General features: G+C 67.5%; 23 protein-coding genes and 1 tRNA gene. 13 read left to right on the plus strand and 11 right to left on the minus strand.

Annotation, left to right across the window (positions count from 1 at the left end; genetic code table 11):
* The first annotated feature begins 56 nt into the window (after positions 1-56).
* Positions 57-1,052 carry a glycosyltransferase family 4 protein gene (locus D8670_RS10995; RefSeq protein ID WP_121818151.1) on the plus strand — a complete coding sequence of 332 codons (996 nt, stop codon included), beginning with the start codon at positions 57-59 and terminating at the stop codon, positions 1,050-1,052.
* Between the two features lie 98 nt (positions 1,053-1,150).
* A complete protein-coding gene (locus D8670_RS11000) occupies positions 1,151-2,341 on the plus strand; it encodes a MinD/ParA family ATP-binding protein (RefSeq protein ID WP_121818152.1) in 1,191 nt (396 codons plus the stop codon).
* On the opposite strand, the gene D8670_RS11005 is transcribed toward D8670_RS11000, so the two are convergent.
* A complete protein-coding gene (locus D8670_RS11005; RefSeq protein ID WP_193569384.1) occupies positions 2,338-2,982 on the minus strand; it encodes a DUF7095 family protein in 645 nt (214 codons plus the stop codon). The two genes, D8670_RS11000 and D8670_RS11005, sit on opposite strands and share 4 nt — an antisense overlap.
* Before the next feature lie 116 nt (positions 2,983-3,098).
* Here D8670_RS11005 and D8670_RS11010 point away from each other — a divergent pair, with 116 nt between their 5' ends.
* Together D8670_RS11010 and ncsA are read left to right on the plus strand one after the other, a co-directional pair.
* Positions 3,099-3,803, plus strand: coding sequence for an alpha/beta fold hydrolase (locus D8670_RS11010; protein ID WP_121818154.1), 705 nt, complete (start codon positions 3,099-3,101; stop codon positions 3,801-3,803).
* Between the two features lie 40 nt (positions 3,804-3,843).
* The gene (ncsA, locus tag D8670_RS11015; RefSeq protein WP_121818155.1) at positions 3,844-4,821 is read left to right on the plus strand and encodes a tRNA 2-thiolation protein NcsA; all 978 of its coding nucleotides are present in this window, start codon (positions 3,844-3,846) and stop codon (positions 4,819-4,821) included.
* A gap of 155 nt (positions 4,822-4,976) precedes the next feature.
* Here ncsA and ftsZ read toward each other — a convergent pair whose 3' ends face one another.
* From ftsZ to D8670_RS11030, 3 genes are all read right to left on the minus strand, one after another.
* Positions 4,977-6,173 (minus strand): cell division protein FtsZ, encoded by a 1,197-nt coding sequence (gene ftsZ / locus D8670_RS11020; protein WP_121818156.1) that lies wholly within the window; start codon positions 6,171-6,173, stop codon positions 4,977-4,979.
* A gap of 2 nt (positions 6,174-6,175) precedes the next feature.
* Positions 6,176-6,355 (minus strand): ribbon-helix-helix domain-containing protein, encoded by a 180-nt coding sequence (locus tag D8670_RS11025; RefSeq protein ID WP_121818157.1) that lies wholly within the window; start codon positions 6,353-6,355, stop codon positions 6,176-6,178.
* 218 nt (positions 6,356-6,573) lie between these two features.
* Positions 6,574-7,113: a double zinc ribbon domain-containing protein gene (locus tag D8670_RS11030; protein WP_121818158.1), complete on the minus strand. Its 540-nt coding sequence runs from the start codon at positions 7,111-7,113 to the stop codon at positions 6,574-6,576.
* A 141-nt stretch (positions 7,114-7,254) separates the two neighbouring features.
* Here D8670_RS11030 and D8670_RS11035 point away from each other — a divergent pair.
* From D8670_RS11035 to D8670_RS11055, 5 genes are all read left to right on the plus strand, one after another.
* Positions 7,255-7,328, plus strand: a tRNA-Tyr gene (locus tag D8670_RS11035).
* 414 nt (positions 7,329-7,742) lie between these two features.
* Entirely contained in the window at positions 7,743-8,723 is a 981-nt protein-coding gene (locus D8670_RS11040; protein ID WP_121818159.1) for a DUF7351 domain-containing protein, read from the plus strand.
* A gap of 96 nt (positions 8,724-8,819) precedes the next feature.
* Complete coding sequence (locus D8670_RS11045) at positions 8,820-9,131, plus strand: nickel-binding protein (protein ID WP_121818160.1); 312 nt, start codon at positions 8,820-8,822, stop codon at positions 9,129-9,131.
* Between the two features lie 9 nt (positions 9,132-9,140).
* The gene (locus D8670_RS11050; protein WP_121818161.1) at positions 9,141-9,575 is read left to right on the plus strand and encodes a cupin domain-containing protein; all 435 of its coding nucleotides are present in this window, start codon (positions 9,141-9,143) and stop codon (positions 9,573-9,575) included.
* 79 nt (positions 9,576-9,654) lie between these two features.
* Entirely contained in the window at positions 9,655-10,428 is a 774-nt protein-coding gene (locus D8670_RS11055) for a hypothetical protein (RefSeq protein WP_162994265.1), read from the plus strand.
* Positions 10,429-10,554: 126 nt separating this feature from the next.
* On the opposite strand, the gene D8670_RS11060 is transcribed toward D8670_RS11055, so the two are convergent.
* The gene (locus D8670_RS11060; RefSeq protein WP_121818163.1) at positions 10,555-11,271 is read right to left on the minus strand and encodes an ABC transporter permease; all 717 of its coding nucleotides are present in this window, start codon (positions 11,269-11,271) and stop codon (positions 10,555-10,557) included.
* Positions 11,268-12,044, minus strand: a complete 777-nt coding sequence (locus D8670_RS11065) for an ABC transporter ATP-binding protein (protein WP_121818164.1) — start codon at positions 12,042-12,044, stop codon at positions 11,268-11,270. The genes D8670_RS11060 and D8670_RS11065 overlap by 4 nt, the downstream gene beginning before the upstream one ends.
* Positions 12,045-12,157: 113 nt before the next feature.
* On the opposite strand from D8670_RS11065, the gene D8670_RS11070 reads away from it, so the two are divergent.
* Both D8670_RS11070 and D8670_RS11075 read left to right on the plus strand, forming a co-directional pair.
* The gene (locus D8670_RS11070; protein ID WP_121818165.1) at positions 12,158-12,829 is read left to right on the plus strand and encodes a helix-turn-helix domain-containing protein; all 672 of its coding nucleotides are present in this window, start codon (positions 12,158-12,160) and stop codon (positions 12,827-12,829) included.
* Between the two features lie 93 nt (positions 12,830-12,922).
* Positions 12,923-13,264 (plus strand): 2Fe-2S iron-sulfur cluster-binding protein, encoded by a 342-nt coding sequence (locus D8670_RS11075; protein ID WP_121818592.1) that lies wholly within the window; start codon positions 12,923-12,925, stop codon positions 13,262-13,264.
* A gap of 43 nt (positions 13,265-13,307) precedes the next feature.
* Here D8670_RS11075 and D8670_RS21925 read toward each other — a convergent pair whose 3' ends face one another.
* From D8670_RS21925 to D8670_RS21930, 4 genes are all read right to left on the minus strand, one after another.
* Positions 13,308-18,110, minus strand: a complete 4,803-nt coding sequence (locus tag D8670_RS21925) for a PAS domain S-box protein (RefSeq protein WP_121818166.1) — start codon at positions 18,108-18,110, stop codon at positions 13,308-13,310.
* Between the two features lie 50 nt (positions 18,111-18,160).
* Positions 18,161-19,549, minus strand: coding sequence for an arylsulfotransferase family protein (locus D8670_RS11085; RefSeq protein WP_121818167.1), 1,389 nt, complete (start codon positions 19,547-19,549; stop codon positions 18,161-18,163).
* Positions 19,550-19,641: 92 nt separating this feature from the next.
* Positions 19,642-19,806: an FmdB family zinc ribbon protein gene (locus D8670_RS20915; RefSeq protein ID WP_162994266.1), complete on the minus strand. Its 165-nt coding sequence runs from the start codon at positions 19,804-19,806 to the stop codon at positions 19,642-19,644.
* A gap of 440 nt (positions 19,807-20,246) precedes the next feature.
* Positions 20,247-20,408, minus strand: coding sequence for a DUF7563 family protein (locus D8670_RS21930; RefSeq protein ID WP_449272251.1), 162 nt, complete (start codon positions 20,406-20,408; stop codon positions 20,247-20,249).
* Between the two features lie 242 nt (positions 20,409-20,650).
* Here D8670_RS21930 and D8670_RS11090 point away from each other — a divergent pair, with 242 nt between their 5' ends.
* Positions 20,651-21,259, plus strand: a complete 609-nt coding sequence (locus D8670_RS11090) for a translation initiation factor IF-2 subunit beta (RefSeq protein WP_121818168.1) — start codon at positions 20,651-20,653, stop codon at positions 21,257-21,259.
* A 91-nt stretch (positions 21,260-21,350) separates the two neighbouring features.
* A complete protein-coding gene (locus D8670_RS11095) occupies positions 21,351-22,964 on the plus strand; it encodes a long-chain-fatty-acid--CoA ligase (protein ID WP_121818169.1) in 1,614 nt (537 codons plus the stop codon).
* 19 nt (positions 22,965-22,983) lie between these two features.
* On the opposite strand, the gene D8670_RS11100 is transcribed toward D8670_RS11095, so the two are convergent.
* Complete coding sequence (locus D8670_RS11100) at positions 22,984-23,628, minus strand: phosphatase PAP2 family protein (protein ID WP_121818170.1); 645 nt, start codon at positions 23,626-23,628, stop codon at positions 22,984-22,986.
* Positions 23,629-23,732: the final 104 nt, after the last annotated feature.

The following is a 23,732-nucleotide window of genomic DNA, read 5'->3' on the forward strand; positions in this document are numbered from 1 at the left end:
GGCCGCGGCGCTACCGCGACCTTGAAACCACCGGGGTGTGGAGAGTCGGGTAACGAATGCGCGTGAGCCACTACTTCGAGTGGGAGGACCACATCACCGGCGGGCACGCCCAGTCCGTGGAGAACCAGCGGACGGTCATGGACGAGCGGGGGATCGAGTACACCACCGACCCCGACCTGTCGGCCGACATCCTCCACCTGAACAACATGGGGCCGCGGTCGGTCCGGTACGCCCGGAAGGCCCGGAAGCGCGGCGTCCCGGTCGTCGTCCACGCCCACCAGACCGCGGAGGACTTCCGCGAGAGCTTCGCCTTCTCGAACCTGCTTGCCCGGCCGATGCGGCCGTACCTGGAGTACGCCTACTCGCTCGCGGACCGGCTCGTCTGTCCCTCGGAGCACAACCGCGCGGTGATCGACCGGTACACGGGCGTCCCGAAGACCGTCATCAGCAACGGGTTCGACCCCGACATGCTGGAGGGGTACGAGACCCTGCGCGAGGAGTACCGCGAGCGCTACGACCTCGACGGCACCGTCGCGTTCATGGTCGGCCACGTCATCGAGCGCAAGGGCCTGCGCTCGTTCGTCGAGACGGCGCGCCGACTGTCCGACACCGACTTCGTCTGGTTCGGCTACCTCAACCCGACCGGCGGGGGCGCGGTCGACCGCCTGCTCCGGAGCCGCGAGGCGACGAAGATCGTCGAGAGCGCGCCGGAGAACTGCACGTTCACGGGGTACGTCGAAGACATCCGCGGCGCGTACGCCGCCGGCGACGTGTTCTTCTTCCCGACGAAAAACGAGAACGAGGGGATGGCGCTGCTGGAGGCGATGGCCTGCGGCAAGCCGCCGGTCGTCCGCGACATCCCGACGTTCGAGTGGCTGGAGGACGGCGAGCAGTGCCTGAAGGCCGACCGCGACTTCGCGGCCCCGCTGGAGCGACTGCGGGACCCCGACCTGCGTCGGCGACTGGGCGAGAACGCGGCGTCGACCAGCGAGCGGTTCGAACTCGACCGCGTCGGCGACGACCTCGTCGCGCTGTACCGCGAACTGGCGTGACCGCGCCGCGTAGTTCCTCCGCTTTCGGATAATTTCACCTCATGATGTAAGTTCAGTATAAATATGATTTATCCCCGAGAGCGATAGATTTCCCGAGGATGACTGGGGTGTACGCGGTAATCGGGGGAACGGACGACGTGGGGACGACGACGACCGCGGCGGCGCTGGGGGCGTCGCTCGCGGAGGGACCGCGGCGCGTCGCGGTGATCGACGCCGATCTCGGGAGGTCGACGCTCTCGGGCGCGCTCGGCCTGTCCGTCGACGGCCCGACGATAGAGTCGGTACTCGGGGGCCGCGCGACGCTGCTCGACGCGACGTACGAGCGGTCGCGGGGTCTCGCGGTAGTGCCCGGTGACCCGGACCGCAAGCGGTACCGGGACGCGAACCTGCGGATCCTCGCCGACGTGGTCGAGGTCGCCAGGAAGCGCTACGACGCGGTGCTGCTGGACGTCGGCGCGGGCGACCGACCGGCGGCCATGGCGTGGGCGGCGCGGGCCGACCGGACTCTCCTCGTGTCGACGCTCGACGAGGAATCGCTGGCGGCGACCGCGCAGGCCCGGCAGGCGGTCGAGTACGTCGGCACGCCGGTCGCCGGCGTCGTGACGACCCGCGTCGACGCCGGCGGGACGCCCGACCTCGCGGCGATCGAGCGTCGACTCTCCGCGCCGGTGCTCGCCGCGCTCCCGCGCGACGAGGCGGCGGTCACAAGCGTGGCGGCGGGCGCGCCGGTGATCGAGCACGCGCCCGACAGCCCCACGGCGGCGGCGTACTGGGAACTCGCGGCGCACCTCGCGGCGGACGACCTGCCGACCGACCCCGTCGTCCCGTCGCCGCTGTCGGACGGATTCGACGACGGGAGGGTCGTCGATCCGGACGCGTCGACGGCGGCCGCGGACGGAACCGCGAACGAACCGGCCGACGACGCCGCGCCGACCGGGACCGCAGAGGACGACGACGCCTTCGACTGGGTCGGCGGCGACGACGCCGATGCGGTGGACGACCACGCCGAGGACAGCGGTGCGGCGGACGACGACGCGGCGGGGCGCACAGTCGGCGGCCCGGAGGCCGTCGCCACCGCGGCCGACGGTTCCCGGACGGGCGGAACTGATCCGACGGCCGACACTCCCGGAGAAGGTCCCGAATCGACGGGCGACGAGGCCGCCGCTGACGAGGAGGACGAGGTCGCGGCGGCGTTCAAGGAGACGATGGACCGCGTGCGCGAGGAGCGGGAGGCGGAGCGGGACGACGCCGTCGATGGCGACGGCCTGCTCGGCCGACTGTTCGACTAGACGACGTCGCCGCGGACCGTCGCGCCCTCCTGCTGCTCGCGCCAGGCGTGGATCTCGGCGGCGGCGGTCTCGGCCTGCTCGGGTTCGAGGCCGAGCATCTCCAGCGACTCCGACAGCGTCGGGAACGGGAGTTCGCTGTTGCGGAGCTTCTGGAGGGCGTCGTCGCTCCGGGTGCCGTCGACCCAGAGGCAGGCCCCGCGGGGGTCGAGGATCTCCTCGTAGGCCCCCCGGTCGACCGCGCCGCGCAGCCGCTGCGTGACGTTGTCCTCGAAGCTCGCGTTGCACACCTCCAGGTGGATCGGTTCGTCGTCGTCGATCAGGTGGGCGGCGAGGCACTTCTCGGGGGCGGCGTGGCCGTTCGGGTTCGCCCGGAGGTGTTCGGGGTGCTCCTCGGCCCAGTCCGCGCGGACCGACTTGCCGACGCCCCGAACCCCGTGTGACTCGACGAACTCGTCCTCGCGGTCGGCGTCGCCGTCCAGGAGGATGTCCTTGGTCAGGTAGATGTCGAGGCGGTCGACGGGGTCCAGCCCTAGCGCCACGTCGCCGTACACCCACACCTCGCGAACGGGGACGGGCATCCGCTCGTTCTCGACGGCGTCGACCAGTGCCTCCACGCGGTCTAAGGCGTCCTCGCGGTCCAGTCCGCTCATTGCCGTCCGCTACTCGCCCGACGCGCAAAACGTCTTCGCGCCGCGGGCGCGACCGCGGGGGCGGGACCACCGGACGGTTTTTGTGAAAACGGAGTGAAAGTAACCCCATGGACCGGCGCACGTTCGGCGACGACGGCGACGAGGACCTCGTGTTCGTCCTCGGCTGGGGGAACAAGCTGTTTCACGAGAACGTCCGCTGGCTGATCGACCGGCTCGTGGAGGCGGGCTACCGGGTCCACGCGTTCCGCATCCCGACGACGATCGAGGACTTCCGGAGCGAGTACGTCGAGCCCGTAGCGGAGTTCACCAGCCAGCTCGACGACTACCGACTGCTCTCGCACAGCACCGGCGGCCTCATCGCGGCGTACCTCGACGGCGCGGAGCGGCGGGTGTACCTCAGCCCGTTCTGGGGGTTCCCCGAGGGCCCGCAGGAGCTCCTGTTCGACCTGCTCGCGAAGGTACCGACGAACGCCGAACTCCTCCCGGCGGGGACGACGGACCGGGAGGCGCTCGGCGATCTGGCGACCGACCGCCAGTTAGAGACCGGCGCGGACGCCGCCGCGCCGACGTGGATCCGGGAGTGCCTGGAAGCGCAGGAGAACCTGCCGCCGATCGACGACGACGCCGTCGTGTTCTGTAGCCTGCGCGATCAGGTCGTCAGCACGCGCGCCATCGGCGAGCGCGTGCCGGCAGACCGGGTCGTCCTCTACGACGGCGGGCACGAACTGTTCTCCTCGTCGTCGCGCGAGCGACACATCGATACGGTCCTCGCGGCGCTCGACGAGGGCGCGGCCGCCGTCCGCGGCGAATAAGGCGAAACCGTGATGGGCGGCGCTCGGCAAGGGTCCGGTGATGGACTGCACCAAGTGCGACCGCGAGGCGGTCATGCACGCGGCCTACTCCGGGTCGCACCTCTGCGAGCACCACTTCTGCGAGTCGGTCGAGCGCCGCGTCCGCAGTCGCGTCCGCGAGGACAACCTGCTGCCGCGCTCGGCGACGCCCGACGACCCCGAGACGTGGGTGATCGGGCTCTCCGGCGGGAAGGACAGCGTCGTCCTCGCGCAGATCTTGGACGAGACGTTCGCCGAGGACCCCCGCGTCGAGATGATCGCCCTGACCATCCACGAGGGGATCGAGGGCTACCGCGACGAGAGCGTCGCCGCCTGCGAGGAACTCGCCGCCGATCTGGACATCCGCCACGAGATCGTGACCTACGAGGACGAGTTCGACGTACGGATGGACGACGTGGTCGAGAAGGACCCCGAGAACATGGCCGCCTGCGCGTACTGCGGCGTGTTCCGCCGTGACCTCCTCTCCCGGTACGCCGAGGAGTTCAGCGCGACGAAACTGCTGACCGGCCACAACCTGGACGACGAGGCCCAGACCGCGCTGATGAACTTCTTGGAGGGCGATATCGCCCAGATGGCCAAGCACTTCGACGCCAGCCTCGGCCCGTTCGGCGACGGTCCGGACGCCCGCGGCGAGCAAGACGAGTTCGTCCCGCGCGCCAAACCCCTACGGGACGTCCCTGAGAAGGAGGTTGCGCTGTACGCCCACCTGCGGGACCTGCCCGCCCACATCACCGAGTGTCCCCACTCCAGCGAGGCGTACCGCGGCGAGATCCAGGAGCTCCTGCTCGGCCTGGAGGAGAACCACCCCGGCGCCCGCCACTCGATCATGGCGGGCTACGAGGAGATGGCCGCGATGGCCGCCAGCCACTACGGCGACGACGGCGACCGCGACCTCGACGAGTGCGTCGAGTGCGGCGCGACGACGACGAGAGAGAAGTGTCGGAAGTGTGCCTTAGTCGAATCGGTGCACGCCGTTTAGGGCGTGTCCGTGTGCGAGAGCGCACAGCCTCGGTCGAATCGGTACACGCCGTTTGAGCACGTCCGACAGACGCGTGTAAGACACGCCGCGTACGCGCTTCGCTCGGAAGCCGCTACGCTGTCGAACGCCGTACCGCCAAAAGAAAACGAGCGGGTCTACCGGATGACGTCGAGGCCGTTGCTCTTCTCGACCTCGTCGCGTCCGCCGTCGCTCTGCGCGCCGCCGGCTCCGTGGACGTGCTCGTCGCCGAGGTTCTGGCTGGCGTCGAAGCTCGCGTCCTCGACGCCCTCCAGGCTCTGCCGGGACTTGTTCGCCTGCTTCTGGGTCGTCGGACCGAGCACCTGCGCGCTCTGGACGCCCGTCATGATCGCCATGACGCGCACCTTGCCCTTGTAGTTCTCCTGGATCCGTGCGCCCCAGATCACGTTCGCGCTCGCTTCGAGGCGCTCGGTGATGTTGTTGGCGATGCCCTCGGCCTCCTTCAGCGTGAGGTCGGGGCCGCCGGTGATGTGGACGAGCCCGCCGCTCGCGCCACGGTAGTCGACGTCGAGGAGCGGATGGCTCATCGCGTCGTTGACGACTTCGCGGGTCTTGTTCTTGTCCTGAGTCTCGCCGACGAGCATCACCGCGACGCCGCCCTGGTTCATGATCGTCGTCATGTCCGCGTAGTCCAGGTTGATGAGCGACGGCTGGGTGATGGTCTCGCTGATTCCCTTGACGGTCTCGGCGATGATCTGGTCCATCACCGAGAACGCCTTCCCGATCGGCAGGTTCGGGACATAGTCGAGCAGCCGGTTGTTGTCGAGCACGATGATCGAGTCGGCCTCCTCGCGGAGCTTCTCGAGGCCTTCCTCGGCTTTCACCGTGCGGGCGCGTTCGACGTTGAACGGCGTCGACACCATGCCGACGACGATGGCGCCTTGTTCGCTCGCGATCTTCGAGACGACGGGTGCGGCGCCCGTACCGGTACCGCCGCCCATGCCCGCGGTGACGAACACGAGGTCGGCGTCGCCGAGCACTTCCTTGATGGTCCCCTGAGCCATCTCGGTCGCGCGTTCGCCCATCGACGGGTCGCCGCCCGCGCCGAGGCCATTCGTGAGCGACTTGCCCACGAGGATCTTCGTGTCGGCCTCGATCATCTTCAGGTGCTGCTTGTCGGTGTTGATAGCGACGGTCTCCGCGCCGTCGACGCCGATGTTGTACAGGCGGTTGACGGTGTTGTTGCCCGCGCCGCCCGCGCCGACGATGACGATCCGGGGGTCCCCGAACTCGTCGTCGTCGTCGTCCGCGAGCTCCATGTCACGCTTCTCCTCCTCCGCGTTCTCCAGCGCGTCCTGAACGATATCCTGCATTGTTACACCTTCGCCCAGGTGCGCTTGCCGGAGCTCTCCTGGGAACTCTCGCTCTGCTCGTTGATCATTTCGCGGACGGCCGACCGGATCGCCTCGCTCCGGTTCGGGAACTCGCCCGTCTCGACCAGCTGTTCAACTTCGTCGATCTGCTGTTTCGGGATTCGCAGTGTCACACGCTCCATATTTTACTTCCCCTTTGGGTAAGACGGACGCGCATGAGTTCCTCACACGCGCGGTGTCTTACACCACGGAACCCCTGTACGGGGCACCGATCCGTCCACATCTCCCCGTCGTGTAAGACGACCGTCTTACGCGAGTCTACACAGCATGGCATTTGTAATAAAAGTACCGACCAGTGTAGGACAGTGTCCGCAAACGGGCGTTTCGAGCCCTGTATTCCCTACGACGGATCTAACACGTCCGCAGCCGGCGTCCGACGGCCGCAGCCCGGACAGAACGCCCAGTCCGTGCTGAGCTCGTCGCCGCAGTCGCAGAACACCCGGTGCGTGGCCTTCTCGCCGCAGTTCGGGCAGTACACGTGATCCGGGCTGACCGTCTCGCCGCACTGCCCGCACGTATTACTCGGTTCCGGCGACGGGTCAGCGCTTTGGGAGGTTGTCTTACGCGCGTCCGCGTCCGACGACTCCACTCCTCGATCGCCGTCGAGCGTGATGTTTACGTTGATGTCCTGCCCGCCGGTCGGCCGCGCCCGCTCGTCGAGTCGGCGTTCGACGAGCGCGTCGACTCGCTCGGCGACGATCTCGTCGATCGTCCCCTCGCGCGCGTCCCCGTCGCGAGGCGACGGCTCCTCTCGCGTTCGCGCGTCGCGCGAGTCGAGGTACTCCCGGAGCGCCTCGCGCATCACCTCGCTCTTGGAGGCGTCGAACCGCTCCAGTTCCTCGATCAGGTCGTCGTCCGCGCGAAACGTGATCTTGCTCATCGGAGGCTCGCAGTCTGTATGGCCCATCACGCGCCTTCTATTTCAATCTTCCCGCGGCGTCAGACAAGTGTCTGTCACCGACGGTGTCGGGTCGAATAATAACCCTTAAGTCTAACAGAGCGACTACGTGTAATCGCCTGCCCGCCCTTAGCTCAGACTGGTAGAGCAGTCGACTGTAGATCGACTTGTCCCCCGTTCAAATCGGGGAGGGCGGACCTTCTTCGCGTCCGAATCCGCGAGCGCAGCGAGCGCGACGAAGACCGGAAACCCAACCGACCTGAAGAGAGGAGTCGGAGCACCGGAACGGCGCGAAGCGCCGCGCACCCGGAACCTCTCCGCGTATTCAAATGGAGAGAGCGGTCTTCTCCTGCGGACATACTGTACGGTCTCCGCGATCCGATACGAGCCTGGAAGCCTCAGCGGTTGAGTAGCGTGGGGCCGAGCGTCTGCCTACGTTCAAATCAGGGAGGGCGAACGGCTCTGCATCCGACGCCAACACGTGAGCCGCCGGCAAAGAGAACGTCCCATCGGTCCCATTTGAGAGAGACCTCACCCGGAATAACTCACACAGCTTAGAGCGACGCGGGTCGAGGAGTGGGTTTATTGAATAGTGTGTGGGAATGACTAGCATGGAAGAGACCCGCTTCACACCAGAGATCGATTTAGACGGGTTGTCACCCGACGAGGCCTTTGCCGTCTTGGGAAACGAAATACGGTTAGACATCATCCGGGTGTTGTGGCACGCCGACGCCGCCCGCAGATACGACGACGTCTCCGATAGCGCCGAGACGATCTCCTTCTCGGAGCTACGCCGCCGGGTCGGCCTCGACGATAACGGGCAGTTCAACTATCACCTCTCGCAGCTCGCGCCCCACTTCATCCGGCAAACTGACGACGGATACCGGTTGAGCGGCGCTGGCAAGCAGATCGCGAGAACCGTGATCGCCGTTTCGGGAGGGGAAGACGTCGACTTCTCCACCGATCTCGAACAGGACTGCCCGCTGTGCAACGCGCCCATGACGGTCGCGTACGAAGACCAGTGGATTCGGATCAGTTGTACCGAGTGCGACGGGGTGTTCGGCGACAAGGCGCCGGAGGGGTCGGTCTTCTTCTCGAGTTATCCGGCTGCGGGGGTGACGGATCGCTCCCCCGACGAAGCACTCGCTACCGGATTCTATCGGTGCATGTTGGATATCTCTTACATGATGCGCGACGTCTGCCGAGAGTGCGCCGGCTCGATCTCGGCGTCAGTCTCGGTTTGCGACGCTCACCAGTTCCAGGACGGAAAACCGTGTCCGACCTGTGGAACGCGGTTCCCGGTCTGGACGGAACAGCGATGCGACACCTGCGGGTTCGCCAAGCGTCTGCCGGTGGAACCGTTCGTTCTGACGCTGAGTCCCGTAGTCGGATTCCTCGACGACGAGGGGATCGATGCCCTCGCTCCGGACTTCGACGAGATCCTCGGCTTCCTTCAGACAGACGTCGAGACTACTGTCACCGAGGACCCCTTCCGCGTGTCGGTCACCATCGAGGGTGAGGAGGAATCGCTCAGTGTCACCCTGGACGACGGCATGAACGTCGTCGGCCTCGACAGAAAGCGGCCGAAGTGACGGCTGGGCGTAGTGAACGGAATTTCACTAAGCTCGACTAGTGAAATGTCATTCTCCTAATGAATAAGTGAACGCCCGTCGTACCCCTAACCGGTCATGACAGACCGAGACCTGATCGATTTCGGCATCTGGCGACGGATGGACGAAGACGTCACGGACGAGGAGACGAAGCGGGAAGCCCTCGAAGCGTCGCAGGGGGCGATCGCGGAACTCCGGGAGAAGGGTATAGAGGTCGAGTGGGTGCGCACCGACGTGTTGGAGGACCCGGACAGCGACGCCGATTGCGCGTACTGCCACTACCGGGCTCCGAGCGAAGAGGCGATCAAGGAGCACTCGGAGCGCGCCGGACTCCCCGTGACGGAGCTCACTCGCATGGACGATCAATTAGACCGCGAGACCATCGAATAGCGGAGGACCATGGGACAACTCAAAACGGTCAGCCTCGACGGTCTCGATCTCGTCGACGTGACGCAGTCGGACTCGAACATGGACGTGAGCGTGAACTTCCCGTTCTCACCGGATTTCCCGGCGACGACGGGGATGGAACTCGAAGGCGGTCACAACGTCGTCTACTTCGAGATCGAACCGGGAAAGGAACTGGGAACCCACACGGACAGCCCCGAAGAGCTCATCGTCTGTCTCGAAGGCGAGGGGATCGAGGGCTGGGCCGGGGACGCGGAAGGGGAACTTCGGGCGGGCGACTTGGCGGTGATCCCCCCGATGACGGCTCACGGCTTCCGTAATACCGGTGACGAGACGGCGCGGTTCCTGGGCGTCTTCTCGGACAGTACCAACGTCAGCGAGTTCGAGAAGGAATTAGAGCCGCTCGGAGATCGAATCGTCAAGGTATAGCGCGAATCGCGTCCCTGCGAGGGGGGACACTCCGCGGGAGAGCCGACGCTGCTCCCGATCCGAACGAGGAAAGAAGACAATGACATCACCACGACAGACCAGGCGGACAGTGCTCAAGGCGGCCGGCGCGGGGACCCTACTCAGTTCACTCGCGTCCGGAGCGGCCGCCAAGGACGACGAATCGCTCGACGACCAGCTCGCGAGAGCGGAGGAGTCGACCAAACAGTACGCTGACCCAGAGGCGGCCATCGACGACGGCTTCCAGCCCATGGGACCGTTCGTGCCGGGGATGGGCTGGCACTTCATCAACGAGGCGAACGTCCAGGCTGCCGTCGAGGACGGGTTCGACGTCGAGCGGCCGCAGTTGCTGACCTACGGCGACACCGGCGCCGGCTGCGACGGCGAGCTCGTACTGGGTTCGGTCGAGTACGCCATCCCGGTCGGCCCCCGAGACCACACCGAGGAGAATCCGCCGAACGTCTTCGACGACGAGGAGGCGGAGTGGCACATCCACCCCGGGGCCGAACACGTCTTCGTGTTACCGGTGGAGCCGGAATCCGGCCTCCCCGAGGACTTTCCCCGGAGTCCGGCCGACGCGTCCTTCCGGGACCTGTTCCGGACGACCAACTGGGTCGAGATCACGCCCGGGGGCGACCCAGGGTCCCCGAAGTTCGAGCACGGGGAGATGATACTGGCGGACCTCGAGAGCCGGAGATCGCTCGACGCCCGAGCAGTGGTCGGGACCTCGGTCCACCCTGACCTCTGGACGCTGCACGCCTGGGTCCACCTCGAGAATCCGAACGGAGTGTTCGCAGAGCGCAACCCGGACCTCCCGGTCTCCCCGACGGAATAGCGGCGGCCGCGATCCGGGAGGACGGTTTATTTTCGCCGACGCTCACATCCGTGTCGACTATCGCCGTCTCCCCACGCCGATTCCGAGCGAACGAGTCGCGACGCGAACGGGGTGAGCGACCCGGCGTCACCCGGCCCGTCGTACGACGACACCCGCGACGGCGATGGCCGCGACACTGAAGGCCAGCAGCGCGGCGAACGCGACGCGGAACTCGCCGGCCGTGCCCTGGCCGTTGACCACGTAGTCCATCGCTCGGATAATGTACGTGACCGGCATGGTTCGCGCGGGGTACTCCAGATACCAGGGTAACCGGTCGACGGGGAGGAACGTCCCGCCGAGGATCACCTGCGGAGAGATGACGACTGGGATGAACTGGACGGCCTGGAACTCGTTCTCCGCGAACAGCGAGAGCAGGACGCCGAGCCCGAGCGCGGTGAGCGCGCCGAGCAGTTCGACGAGGAAAAACAGCGCGACCCCGTGTGCGAACGAGACGTCGAGGAAGACCACCGCCGCCGCCAACAGGACGACGGACTGGACGGTCGCCAGCGCGCCGAACCCCAGGACGTACCCGACGACCAGCCCGCTCCGGGAAACCGGCGCGACCAGCACCCGGTCGAGCGTCCCGGCGGTGCGCTCGCGCAGGAAGCCGACGGCTGTCAGCAGGTAGGTGAGGAAGAACACGAACACCGCCAGGAGGACGGGAGCGACCGCCTCGGTCCGGGTGAACACCTCGCTGAACAGCCAGATGAGAAAGGCCGGGACGACGACGACCAGCGCGGCCGTTCGGCGGTCGCCGCGGACGCCGAGGAGAAGTCGTCGGGCGACCGGGAGCGCACCCCTCATACGTCGGCCGCCTCCTCGGTGTCCGTGGCGTCGAGTGCGGTCTCTCGGGGGTCCCGGTCGTCCAGTAATGCGAGGAAGGCAGCCTCCAGATCCTCAGTGCCCGTCCGATCCAGAAACGCGTCCGGCGAGTCGAACGCGAGCACCCGTCCGTTCCGGAGGAAGAGCACGCGGTCGCAGTGGCGAGCCTCTCCCAGATAATGCGTCGAGACGAGCGCCAGCGTCCCGTCGTCGCGCCGCTCGCGGAACCCGTCCCACATCGTCGCCCGGAGTTCGGGGTCGAGCCCCACGGTCGGCTCGTCCAGAAAGAGCACGCCGGGGTCGTGGACGACGGCACAGGCCAGGCTGGCCCGCCGTATCATCCCACCGGAGAGTTCCGAGAGACGGTCGTCGGCTCGGTCGGCGAGGCCCACGAAGTCGACGGCCGCCGCGACCGCGCTGGCGCGGTCGTCGGCCCCGTACAGGCGAGCGAAGAAGGCGACGTTCTCGCGCACGGTGAGGTCGCGATACACCGCCTCGTGCTGCGGCATGTATCCGAGCCGGCGTCGGTCGTCGGCGTCGAACGACAGCGGATCGACGCCGTTGACCCTGACAGTGCCCTCGTCCGGTGCCAGTAGTCCGAGCAGCATCTCGATGAGCGTGGTCTTGCCGGCGCCGTTCGGGCCGGCGACGCCGACGATCGCCGGCCCGTCGAGGCGGAGGTCGACGCCGTCGAGGGCGGTCACCGGCCCGAAACTGCGCCGGAGGCCGTCGACGCGAACGGATGGGTCGTCCATGTCCGGCGATACCCCGCGGTCGGGATTAGGGGTTCTGCAGGGTATGTCCGTCCGGTTTAAGGGCACGTCCGGGCCGGACGAGATTTATCCCCCACCGGAACAGATCGCCGATCATGCAGTACCTCCGGATGACCGCGCGCCCGTCGCTGGAGGCGATCCCCCGGACGCTCCGCTTGCTGCTGGCGTCGGAACACGTCGCGAGAGCCCGGTGGATCTCCTGGAACCTCTCCGACAGCCGCGGCCTCACCGTCCTGCTGCGCGTCGCGGGCGACCGCGGAGCCGTTCGAGACGGTCTGAGCGACGCGCCCGAAGTCGTCACCGCCGACGTCGCACCCGCCGAGAGCGGCGCGTTCTACCTGCTGATCACCCTGGATCCGACGGTGTCGACGGTCACGGCGTCCATCTTCGAGGTGATACGACGCGACGGGGTGGTGCTCCTGCCCCCGGTCGCCGACCGAGACGGCGCAGTGGAGGTGCGACTGGTAGGCGAACCGGCGGCGGTGGGCGACGTCGTCGACGCTCTCCCGGACGACATCGACGTCGTCGTCCGCGAGATCGGCGAGCGGGGCCTGCTCTCCGAGCGCTCGACGGCGTCCCTGAGTCCCCGCCAGCGGGAGGCGGTGACGGCGGCGATAGATCTGGGCTACTACGACCAACCGCGGAAGGCGACCCACGAGGAGGTCGCCGAGGCCCTCGGCTGTGCTCCGTCGACGGCGAGCGAACATATCAGGAAGGCGGAGGCGAAACTCGTGCGAGCGGCGGTGGAGCGCGGACGGTGGGCGTAGAGTCGTCGGTCGTGGCCGACGACTTTCTCGTCACTGGACCCGACGCCCGTTCCCGCCGGCAGAACCACGTGGGACGGCGACGCAGTGATCGGTATGGACGAGGAAGTCCCGATCACGGTCGTCACCGGAACGGGAGAAACGACCGTCGAGGTCGAGCGCGGTACGAACCTCAGGGAGGCGCTGCTCGAGCGGGGGTTTCCGGTCTACGGGACCCTCTCGCGACACGCCAACTGCGGCGGCCGGGGCCTGTGTTCGACCTGCACCGTCGAGGTCGATCCCGCCCCGGAGCCGACCCACTGGCACGACGCCGCGGCCGTCCGGTTCGGCTATCCGCGGCTCTCCTGCTGCATCGACGTCGAGGAGCCGATGATGGTCAAGCTCCTGGACAAGCACGTCTGGGGACAGGTGTTCCCGCGCCGGCTGTCCCGGGACTGAGATCGCTCGCGCCGACAGAGCGGTGCGGTCCGCGGTGTCGTCGTCACTCCGCCGCCGGCAGCGTGAAGCGGAACGTCGACCCCTCGCCCGGTTCCGACTCGACCCAGATGTCGCCGCCGTGGCGCTCGACGATGCGCTGACAGAGCGCGAGGCCGACGCCGGTGCCCGCGTGCTCGTCGACGCCGTGGAGCCGCTGGAACACCTCGAAGATCCGGTCCTGATCCTCGGGGTCGATGCCGATGCCCTCGTCGCTGACCGAGACGGTCCACGCAGAGCCCGTCCGCTCGGCGTCGACGGTCACCCGCGGTGGCTCGTCGCCGCTGTACTCGAGGGCGTTCGAGAGGAGGTTCTGGAACAGCTGGCGCAGCTGGTTGTCGTCGCCCTCGACGCGGGGGAGGTCCCCGACGTCGACGTCGGCGTCGCTCTCCTCGATCCGGACCCGCAGGTCCGCCCGGACGTCGTCGAGGACGGCGTTCAGGTCGACCGGTTCGAGCGGGTCGCCCGCCGTCTCGACCCGCGAGTACGCGAGGAGGCTGTCGATCATGTCGCGCATCCGGTCGGCGCCGTCGACCGCGAACTCCAGGAACTCGCGGCCCTCATCGTCGAAGTCGTCCCCGTACCGGCGCTCGATGAGTTGAAGGTAACTGGACACCATCCGCAGCGGCTCCTGCAGGTCGTGAGAAGCGGCGTAGGCGAACTGTTCGAGGCGCTCGTTCGACTCCTCCAGTTTACGCTCCCGCTCTAGCTGGTCGGTGATGTCGACCGCGAAGCTCTGGCCGGCCGTGATCTCCCCGTCGGCGTCGCGCAGCGGCGTCGCCCAGACGCGGTAGGTCCGCCCGCCGAGCGTGGAGACGACGCTGTCCGTCTCGCCGTCCAGCGCCGACCGGAAGATCGGTTCGACGTCGTCGGCGGTGTCCGGGGGGAGCGTCTCCCAGATGGTTTCGCCTTCGAGGTCCTCGGCGTCGGGGTCGATGTCGTCCCACATCGTCCCCGCGACCAGCGTGTACCGGAGGTCCTCGTCGAACACGCCGACGCCGCCGTTGGGGAAGTTCTCGACGAGCGTCCGGTACCGGTGCTCGCTCTCCTCCAGCTTGCGTCGGTACTCGCGGCGCTCGGTCACGTCCGTCAGCGTCACGACGCCGCGGACGACCTCGCCGCGCTCGTTTCTGATCGGCATCCCGTCGGCCCTGACGACCCGGCGCTCCCCGTCGGCGGTCTCGATCTCGAACACGTCCGGCTCCTCGATCGCCTCGCCGCGGAGAACCTGGGACATCGTCCACTCGTCGTGCTCGACCGGCTCGCCCGACTCCGCCCACCACGCGGTGTAGCGGTCGTACTCGTTTATCGACTCGGCGTCGAACACCGACCCGCCCCAGATCTCCCGGGCCGTCTCGTTCGACTCGACGAGGCGGCCGTCGACGTCGGCGACCACGACGCCGACGGGCAGCACCTCGAACAGCGTCTCGAGCTGGTCCTTGTGGCGTTCCACCTGCTTCTCCGCCCGCTTCCGGTCGGTGATGTCGATGAGCGCGCCGGGGAAGGTGAGCGGCTCGCCGTTCTCGTCTGCCTCGACGCGCCCGCGGGCGACCACCCAGCGGAGCTCGTCGTCGGCGTTTCGGACCCGGTACTCGGCCTCGTACTCCCCGCAGGACTCGATAGCGTCCGCTATCTTCCGCCGGACGCGATCGCGGTCGTCCGGGAGGATCGACGAGGTGAAGCGGTCGAGCGACACGCCCTCGCGGGCCTCATCGGGGTCGACGCCGAACGTCCGCGCCATCGACGCCCCGGCGACGAACCGGTCCTCGGGGATGTGCCACTCCCAGGTGCCGACCGCGCCGGCCTCCGTCGCGGCCTCCAGTTGCGTCTTGGCCTCGCGCAGGTCCCGCTCCCGCCGCTTCCGTTCGGTGACGTCCTGGGACGTTCCCATCGCGGCGAAGACCTCCCCGCCCTCGTCGCGGACCGGGACCACGTGGAACTGGTAGACGCGGCCGTCGGCCTCGTGCTCGAACGAGTTCGACTCGCCGTCGAAGGCGGCCTCGTAGCTCGGGACGAGTCGGTCGGCCAGTTCCGGCGGGAGGGCCTCTCGGACCGGGAGTCCTTCCACCTCGTCGGGCGAATCGACGCCCCGTGGCGGCGTGCCGCCGACGGTCCTGTACCGCAGGTCCTCGTCGACCAGTGCCACCGCGCCGTTGGGGAAGTGTTCGACCAGCGTTCGGTACTGCCGTTCGCTGCGCTCCAGGGCCCGCTGGCGCGCTTTCCGCTCGGTGACGTCCTGCACCATCACCATGCCGCCGAAGATGTCGCCGTCGTCCTCCTCGACGGGCAGCGTGTACGCGGACCAGTGCCGACCGTGGAACTCCATCTCGAACGCGTTCGCCTCCCCCCGGAGCGCGGCCCGGAAGTTCGGTTCGAGCTGGGCGGCCAGCGCCTCGGGGTAGCGCTCGCCGACGGTCTGGCCGACGATCTCCTCAGACGAGCCGCCGAGGTCGTCGAACGCCTCCCCGCCGACGGCCGTGTACCGGAGGTCCTCGTCGAACAGTCCCACCGCGCCGTTGGGGAAGTTCTCGACGAGCGTCCGGTACCGGTGCTCGCTCTCCTCCAGCCTGCGCTCGTACTCCTTGCGCTCGGTGATGTCCTGGGCCATCGTCATCCCCGCGAAGACGTCGCCGCGCTCGTCGGTGATGGGGACCGCGCGGACGACCCACTCCCGGCCCTCGTAGGAGAGCTCGACCGACCGCGTCTCGCCGTCGAGCACGGCCTCCAGGGCGGGTTCGAGCGCGTCCGCGGTATCGGCGTCCCAGGCGTCGCGGAACCACCGTCCTTCGAGGTCGGCCGGGTCGACGGGGATGTCCTCGAACCCCCGGCCGGCGGCCAGGGTGTACCGGAGGTCCTCGTCGAACAGGGTGACGATGCCGTTGGGGAAGTGCTCGGCCAGCGCCCGGTAGCGCTGCTCGGACTGCTCCAGTTCGCGCTCCCGCTCCTTGCGCTCGGTGATATCGCGGAAGTACACCGACAGCCCCGTCTCCGACGGGTAGGCGTTGACCTCGTACCACGCGTCGAGCGGGTCCGGGTAGTACAGTTCGAACGACCTGGGCTCCTGGGTCTCCATCGCCTGCCGGTACTCCTCGCCGAGCTTGGAGTCGTACCCCCACTCGAACACGTCCCACATGTTCTCCCCGACGAGGCCCTCGCCGCGGTAGTCGATCAGCTCCTCGGCCCGGTCGTTGGCGTGGGTGATCCGCCACCGGTCGTCGAGCGCGTAGAACGCGTCCGAGACCCGCCCGAACACCTCGCTCAGTTCGGACTCCAGGCGCTTGCGCTCGGTGACGTCGATGATGACGCCTTCGAGCGCCGCGACCTCGCCGTCCTCGACGATCGCCCGCCCGTGGTCCCGCACCCACCGCACCTTGCCGGCGGCGGTCTCGATGCGGTAGGTCGCGGAGAACTGCTCGGCCTCGTCGATGCCCCGCTGGACCTCGACCCAGAGGTCGTCGCGGTCCGCCTCGTGGACGAGGTCCTCGCCGTAGGACACGTCCCCGCGTTCCAGCGCCTCGGCGTCGTAGCCCGTCAGCTCGCGCGCACCCTCGCTGACGAACGACATCGGCCAGCCGCGCTCGTTCCGGCAGCGATAGACCATGCCGGGGACGTTGTCCATCAGCGTCGAGAGCTGTCGCCGCCGCTCGCCCAGCTTTCGCTCCATCTCCTTGCGCTCGGTGATGTCCCGGAAGTACACCGACAGCCCCGTCTCGGAGGGATAGGCGTGGACTTCGGCCCAGAACCCCAACGATTCGGAGTAGCGCTCGAACGTCGACGGCTCCTGCGTCTCCATCGCCTCGCGGAAGCGGTCCCGGAGCTCCGACTCCGACTCGGGGAACGCGTCCCACAGGACTTCGCCGCGGAGGTCCTCGGACGACTGCCCCAGCAGCTCCTCGGCGCGGTCGTTGACGTGGGTGATCCGCCACCGGTCGTCGAGCGCGTAGAACGCGTCCGAGACCCGACCGAACACCTCGCTCAGCTCGCTCTCGAGTTCCCGCTCGCGCTCCTTGATGTCGGTGACGTCCTCCCCCGTCGTGACGACCCGGTCGACCTCGCCGTCCGCCGTCAGTATCGGCGCGGCGTTGACCCGCAACCAGCGGCGCTCGCCGTCGGGTCGTTCGACCTGTAGGATCCGGTCGTACACCGGTTCGCCGGTCACCAGCGCTATCGCGAAGGGGTGCTCGTCGACCGAGAGCGGGGTCCCGTCCTCGTCGTAGGTGTCCCTGTCTCCGGGGGAGTACCCCTCCGCGTCGTCGCCGATGCCGAGGATCGCCCGCGCGCGCTCGTTGGTCTTCGCGACCTCGCCGTCGCTGTCGACGACCATGATCCCGACGGGGCTGGTTTCGAGCACCCGGTCGATCAGGTCGCGTTCCCGCTGTAGCTGACGCTCGCGGTCCGTCCGTCGGTTGCTGACGCTTCGAACGGTCCCCGCGGCCCCGCGGACCGCGTCGTCCTCGACGATCGTACTCAGCGTGAGTTCGCACGGGACCCGCTCGCCGTCGGCGGTCCGCACCGCGACGTCGAGCGCGTCGTCGTCACGGCCGGCGGCGCGGCGGTCGATCGCGCGTTCGACGGCCGCCGCGTCGGCGTCGCCGAGGAGCTTCGAGACGTGCTCGCCGAGGAGGGCGTCGCGGTCGTAGCCGGTCAGGTCGACGACCGCGTCGTTGACCGCGACGAGGCGGCCGTCGGCGTCGACCCTGTAGATCCCGTCGTCGATGACGTTGACGAGCGTCCGAAACCGTCGGAGGGCCTCCGCCTCACCCGGTTCGTCCCGGAAGACCGCCCCCGTGGCTTCCGCTCGTTCGCTCATACACCTCGTAGTTCATCCCGACGGTGATAAATTCCGGGCCTGGACCGCACTCAGTTCCCGCCGCCCTCGCGGAACACCGGCGACCGGAAGCCGATCCCGCGGGAGCGAAGCAGCCAGCGGAGTTCGGAACCGCCCCACGCCAGCCCGGTCAGGACGGCGATCGCCGCCGCGCCGAACTCGGGGCGGCCCATCCACGTCGGCCCGACGTAGATGATGGCGTTGACGACGCGCGAGGGCAGCAGGTCCCGGACGGCGTCCCCGATGGCGGTGAAGATACCGGTCCCGACCCCGGCCGACTCCTCGCTTCCCGATTCCGTCCGGGACTCCAGGCCGAGCGCCTCCGCGCTCTCCCCGCCGGCGCTTTCGTCGCCCGTCTCGAGGCGCTCTGCGTCGTAGGGGTGCGAGAGTTCGACCTGCCAGACGATCTCGCCCTCGGGGTTGACCTCGATCAGGCGCTTGCCGTTCGTGTCGGTGATGAGGGTGTTACCGTTGGGGAGGCGGTCGGCGTCGCGGGGCCACTGCATGCGCTCGTCGGACCACTCCCACGTGCGCGTCCACTCGCCGTCCTCGCGCTGGAACTCCTGGACCCGCTCGTTCTCGGAGTCCGCGACGATGACCGCCGGGCCGCCGCGCTCCTCGGGGATGTAGTCCGGATTGTGCTGCTCGTACTGCACGTCGTAGTCGTTCTCCTCCCCGAGCGTCCAGGACTCGTCCAGCCCCGTCTCGGGGTCGATGAACACGACCTGGTCCTGGTTGCGGAGGCTCACCATCACGCGCCCGTCGTCGAGCATGCTCACGTCGTTGATGTGGGCCCAGTCACTGGGGTAGGAGCCGCCTTCCTCCACGGGGAAGTCGCTCTGCGCGCTCCACGCCCACTCCCGCATCCCCGTCGAGGTGTTCAGCATGAACACCTGGTCGTCGGCGATGTCCGCGACGACGACGCGGTTCTCGTCGACGCGCACGTGGTCGTGCCACTCGCCGGCGTTCTCACGGTGGTCGTAGCGGACGACCATCTCGGTCACCTCGCCGGTCGAGAGGTTCGCCCGCTCGATGATGTTGCGCGAACACGGAGGGTCCTGACACCGCGGTCCGCTGGTGTGGATGGTGTCGGTGGCCGTGTACTCGACGGTCATCGACTCGTTCTCCACCGGGTCGACGTCGAAGTACTTCGTGTGCGAGTTGTTGTAGTAGGCGACGCTCCCGTCCGGCGCGTACGCGATGATCGTCCCGAACTTTGCGGACTCGGTGACGACGGTGTGGTTCTCCGTCGGCGGCGCTTCCGGCACGCCGCTCTCGGTCGCGGTGGTGACCCCGGTCGCGGCGCCGTAGGCCAGATACGCGCCGCAGACGATGATGATCAGGAAAAAGAGGACCCGCAACCGGCGACGCGTGATGCCGGAGCGGATCTCGTCCAACCTGCGGGTCGGCTCGCCGTTCATACTCGGACCTGCAGAGGAACGATAATATGGTTTGCCAATCCGTGCGAGTGGATCGGGTGCGCGTCGACGAAACGGTCGGCGCGCACCGGCGGTCAGTCGCCCGAGTTGCTCCAGTCGACCCGCTCGACGCTGAATCCGCCACAAGACGGGCAGACCTGATGCTGTAGTTCGAACGGCTGTCCGCAGCCCTTACACTCGTACGTGTACTCCGAGTCCTCGCTCCGGAGCACCTGCCGCAAGTTATCGATAACCCTCACTCGTTGATCCTCCGGTAATGATCCCTACACGAACCCGTCCGATATAAGAAGGTATCTTCGTTCAATCACCGAAGGAGGCCGTTATTGTGCGCTATACGCCGCGGATCCGCCCTCACTCGGCCGCCGGGGACGGCGACGAGGCGCCGGAACGTCCGGTATCGGGGTGAACCGCCCGCATTCGCGCCGGATGCGTTCCCGATCACGAGTATCCGTCTCCACACGCCTCACGACCGTGATCGATGACTGACGTATCGGTCGATAGAACCCAACGACGGCTGCGAGACCGTTTCCCGCCGAAACCCAGGCCAGGAGACCCGTTTTCTGCGCCGCGAGTGGTGCCGTAAAATGAAGGTAATCTGTTGGTTGATCCGGCACGAGTGTGTCAATAGTTGCCACTATAGAGACGTTACGGAAGGCGCCGAGAGAAGTACGTGCTCCAGTTACAAACTCGTTCGCGCTTCGACCTGGTCGAGGCCAGCACCGTTTTTCACGGCCGTAGCCCCGACGCAGTCCAGACAGCCGTACACTTCGTCTTCGTTCCCGCCGAAGACGCGCGCGAAATCCGGTGTGACGAACGACCCACAGTTGTTACATTCCGGCATTTTGATGCACCTCGTTCTCGTCCACTCACAGTATCGGCATAGTTATACACCGCGTAATACCCGTTAAACAGTTACTTAGGGTGTGCGTTACGGCGCGGTGCGGCCGTTTAGGCCGGCCGTTCGTCCGTCACGAGATAGTTGGAAAAACGACCATTACGGGGCCGAACTGGAGTTAAAAAATTTACACTTCCCGGGCAGCGCCGGACGGGAACCCCTTTACTTCTCGGGTGCGTTGGACGGCTATGGACTACGAAGCCAGCCTCGACCGCGCGCTCGACGCGGTCCCCGACTACGAAGGCTCCGATGAGCGACTCTCCGTCCCAGACGCGACAGCCCAGAAAGACGGCGCGTTCACGCGCCTCACCAACCTCGGCGCGATAGCCGACGCCCTCTCGCGCGATCCCGAGCATCTCCACAGCGCCATACAGCGCGAACTCGGTACCGCCGGCCAGTTCGACGACGGCCGCGCGCGCTACAACGGCACCTTCTCCGGCAGCGACTTCGACGCCGCCATCGACAGCTACGTCGACGAGTTCGTCACCTGCTCGCAGTGTGGCCTGCCGGACACCAGACTCACCATGGAGAACCGAACGCAGATGCTGCGCTGCGAGGCCTGCGGCGCGTTCCGCCCCGTCACGAAGCGGTCGAACACCGAGACGACCCAGCAGCGCGACGAAGTCGAGGAGGGCAAGACCTACGAGGTCAAGATCACCGGCACCGGGCGCAAGGGCGACGGCGTCGCCGAGAAGGGCAACTACACCATCTTCGTCCCCGGTACCCAGGAGGGCGACGTCGTGCAGATCTACATCAAGAACATCAGCGGCAACCTCGCGTTCGCGCGGCTCGCCTGACTCCTGACGCCGTTTTCTCTCCGCGCCCGCGCCGTCACAACGGTTGCCCCATGCGAAAATTATACACTATCGTTTATTGAAGTCCCACGACATGGAGAAGCCGCTCCTCGTGACCGACTTCCTCGACCGGGCGCGCGACCACTACGGCGACGACGAAGCGGTCGTGGCGACGACCGGCGACCGTTACACGTACGACGAGCTCGGCGATCGGGCCGACCGCGTCTCGGCGGCGCTGCAGGCGCGGGGGATCGAGAAGGGCGACCGCGTCGCGGTGCTCGACCCGAACACGCACTACCACCTGGAGGCGGCCTACGGGATCATGCAGACCGGCGCGATCCACACGCCGCTGAACTACCGACTGACGCCCGACGACTACGAGTACATCCTGAACGACGCCGGCGTCGACGCGATAATCGCCGACCACGAGTACGCCGAGAAGATCGAACCGGTCCGCGACGACGTGCCGACGGAGGCGTTCATCGCGACCGACGCCGACGCGGTCGAGGGCGACTGGGAGGACTTCGACGAGGTGATCGGGAGCGTCGACGCCGAGTACGACCGCCCGGAGATGAGCGAGGACGAGATAATCACCATCAACTACACCTCCGGGACGACCGGCGACCCGAAGGGCGTCTGTCGCACCCACCGCACTGAGACCCTCCACGCGTACCTCGTGACGGTCCACCAGGAGATCCGCGACGACGACGTCTACCTGTGGACGCTCCCGATGTTCCACGTGAACGGGTGGGGCCACATCTACGCGGTGACGGGGATGGGCGCGAAGCACGTCTGCACGCGGGGCGTCGACGCCGGCGAGATCTTCGAGGCCGTGACGACCGAGGACGTCTCGTATATGTGCGGCGCGCCGACCGTGCTGAACCTGCTCTCGGAGTACTACGACGAGCACGACCCCGAGACTGCGGGCGCGAACGACGTGCGCATCGCGACCGCGGGGAGCGCGCCGCCCGAGGCCACGATCCGCACCGTCGAGGACGAGTTCGGCTGGTACCTGAAACACGTCTACGGCGCGACGGAGACGGGGCCGCTCATCACCACGTCCGACGCCCGCCGGCACTTCGACGACGACAGCAGCGACCGCTTCGCGATCAAGAAGCGCCAGGGGCTCGGCTACCTCGGCACCGAGGTCCGCGTCGTCGACGAGGACGGGAACGACGTGCCCCGCGACGACGCGAGCATCGGCGAGATCGTCGTCCGCGGCAACCAGGTGATGAAGGAGTACTGGAACAAGCCCGAGGCGACCGAGGAGGCGTTCAACGACCGGATCGAGGGGTACTACCACACCGGCGACCTCGCCACCGTCGACGAGAACGGGATGATCGCCATCCAGGACCGGAAGAAGGACATCATCATCAGCGGCGGCGAGAACATCTCCAGCATCGAACTGGAGGACGCGCTGTTCGAACACGACGCGGTGGCCGACGCCGCCGTCATTCCCGCGCCGAGCGAGGAGTGGGGCGAGACGCCGAAGGCGTTCGTCGTCCCCGCGAACGGCGACCCCGACGACCCCGGCGTGACGGCGGACGAGCTGGTCGACTTCACCCGCGACAACCTCGCGAGCTACAAGGCCGTCCGCCGGGTCGAGTTCGTCGAGGAACTGCCGACGACGGCGACCGGGAAGGTCCAGAAGTACGAGCTCCGCGAGAAGGAGTGGGACGAGGAGGACCGGATGGTCGGGCAGGGGTAGCGTCGGAGGAGAGGGCGGATCAATCTAACACGTCGGTGAGTCCGCGGTCCGATCCCGGCGATCCGCCGGTCCGTAGCCGGTATATCCCCGCCGTGACGGTCGCGGCGAGGACGAAGCCGCCGATAGACTGTGCCCAGGTGTGAGCGTCCAGGTAGATGCGGTTAGGGACCATCACGACCGGAACGACGAGCAGCGGCCAATACGACCGGTCGACGAGCGTCAGGAACAGCGTCGGCGCGAGCGCGATGAGGACGTGTCCCGAGACGTTCCAGAACGGCGAGAGAGCGACGTACGGCACAGCCACGACGGCGACGACCGTCATCAACCCCGGGACGAGTTCCCCCCAGTCGAAGCGGCGCCACGCTCCCCACGTCGCGGCGGCGGCGATGAACAGGCCGCTCGCGACCAGCGCGTCCATCACCCAGGCGTTCCCCATCGTGGACCGGATCACGGCCGCCCCGGTGACGGCGAAGTACGTCACCGTCGGGACGAGCGCCAGCAGTCCCGCGCCGAGGAAGGCCACCACGCGCCGTCGGAGTGACGACCGGTCGTCGCTCCGCCGCGCCCACTCGTAGCGGATCAGCAACAGGACGCTACCGCCGACCACAGTGATCGGGTGGAAGACGTACGGGTAGTACGTCATCGCCTGCGAGAGCAGACTCATCACCGACACGTACGGTCGCGGTCGGGAAAACTCCCCCGCCGAGTCGCCGTATTTACCGCATACGAACCACGAAGACGGCGATTTATCCGTTCCGGTGCCGTAGT

Origin of the sequence: Halostella limicola (assembly GCF_003675875.1) — an archaeon.
Taxonomy (GTDB): domain Archaea; phylum Halobacteriota; class Halobacteria; order Halobacteriales; family Natronoarchaeaceae; genus Halostella; species Halostella limicola.

Bases quoted from the DNA above. Each gene is read 5' to 3' on its own strand.
- D8670_RS11085 (WP_121818167.1), bottom strand. From the start codon at position 19,549: ATGAACGGCGAGCCGACCCGCAGGTTGGACGAGATCCGCTCCGGCATC.
- D8670_RS11030 (WP_121818158.1), bottom strand. From the start codon at position 7,113: ATGAGCAAGATCACGTTTCGCGCGGACGACGACCTGATCGAGGAACTG.
- D8670_RS11090 (WP_121818168.1), top strand. From the start codon at position 20,651: ATGGACTACGAAGCCAGCCTCGACCGCGCGCTCGACGCGGTCCCCGAC.
- D8670_RS11025 (WP_121818157.1), bottom strand. From the start codon at position 6,355: ATGGAGCGTGTGACACTGCGAATCCCGAAACAGCAGATCGACGAAGTT.
- D8670_RS11050 (WP_121818161.1), top strand. From the start codon at position 9,141: ATGGGACAACTCAAAACGGTCAGCCTCGACGGTCTCGATCTCGTCGAC.
- D8670_RS21930 (WP_449272251.1), bottom strand. From the start codon at position 20,408: ATGCCGGAATGTAACAACTGTGGGTCGTTCGTCACACCGGATTTCGCG.
- D8670_RS11070 (WP_121818165.1), top strand. From the start codon at position 12,158: ATGCAGTACCTCCGGATGACCGCGCGCCCGTCGCTGGAGGCGATCCCC.
- D8670_RS11065 (WP_121818164.1), bottom strand. From the start codon at position 12,044: ATGGACGACCCATCCGTTCGCGTCGACGGCCTCCGGCGCAGTTTCGGG.
- ftsZ (WP_121818156.1), bottom strand. From the start codon at position 6,173: ATGCAGGATATCGTTCAGGACGCGCTGGAGAACGCGGAGGAGGAGAAG.
- D8670_RS11010 (WP_121818154.1), top strand. From the start codon at position 3,099: ATGGACCGGCGCACGTTCGGCGACGACGGCGACGAGGACCTCGTGTTC.
- D8670_RS11060 (WP_121818163.1), bottom strand. From the start codon at position 11,271: ATGAGGGGTGCGCTCCCGGTCGCCCGACGACTTCTCCTCGGCGTCCGC.
- D8670_RS11045 (WP_121818160.1), top strand. From the start codon at position 8,820: ATGACAGACCGAGACCTGATCGATTTCGGCATCTGGCGACGGATGGAC.
- ncsA (WP_121818155.1), top strand. From the start codon at position 3,844: ATGGACTGCACCAAGTGCGACCGCGAGGCGGTCATGCACGCGGCCTAC.
- D8670_RS10995 (WP_121818151.1), top strand. From the start codon at position 57: ATGCGCGTGAGCCACTACTTCGAGTGGGAGGACCACATCACCGGCGGG.
- D8670_RS11000 (WP_121818152.1), top strand. From the start codon at position 1,151: ATGACTGGGGTGTACGCGGTAATCGGGGGAACGGACGACGTGGGGACG.
- D8670_RS11040 (WP_121818159.1), top strand. From the start codon at position 7,743: ATGGAAGAGACCCGCTTCACACCAGAGATCGATTTAGACGGGTTGTCA.
- D8670_RS11100 (WP_121818170.1), bottom strand. From the start codon at position 23,628: ATGAGTCTGCTCTCGCAGGCGATGACGTACTACCCGTACGTCTTCCAC.
- D8670_RS11095 (WP_121818169.1), top strand. From the start codon at position 21,351: ATGGAGAAGCCGCTCCTCGTGACCGACTTCCTCGACCGGGCGCGCGAC.
- D8670_RS11055 (WP_162994265.1), top strand. From the start codon at position 9,655: ATGACATCACCACGACAGACCAGGCGGACAGTGCTCAAGGCGGCCGGC.
- D8670_RS11075 (WP_121818592.1), top strand. From the start codon at position 12,923: ATGGACGAGGAAGTCCCGATCACGGTCGTCACCGGAACGGGAGAAACG.
- D8670_RS21925 (WP_121818166.1), bottom strand. From the start codon at position 18,110: ATGAGCGAACGAGCGGAAGCCACGGGGGCGGTCTTCCGGGACGAACCG.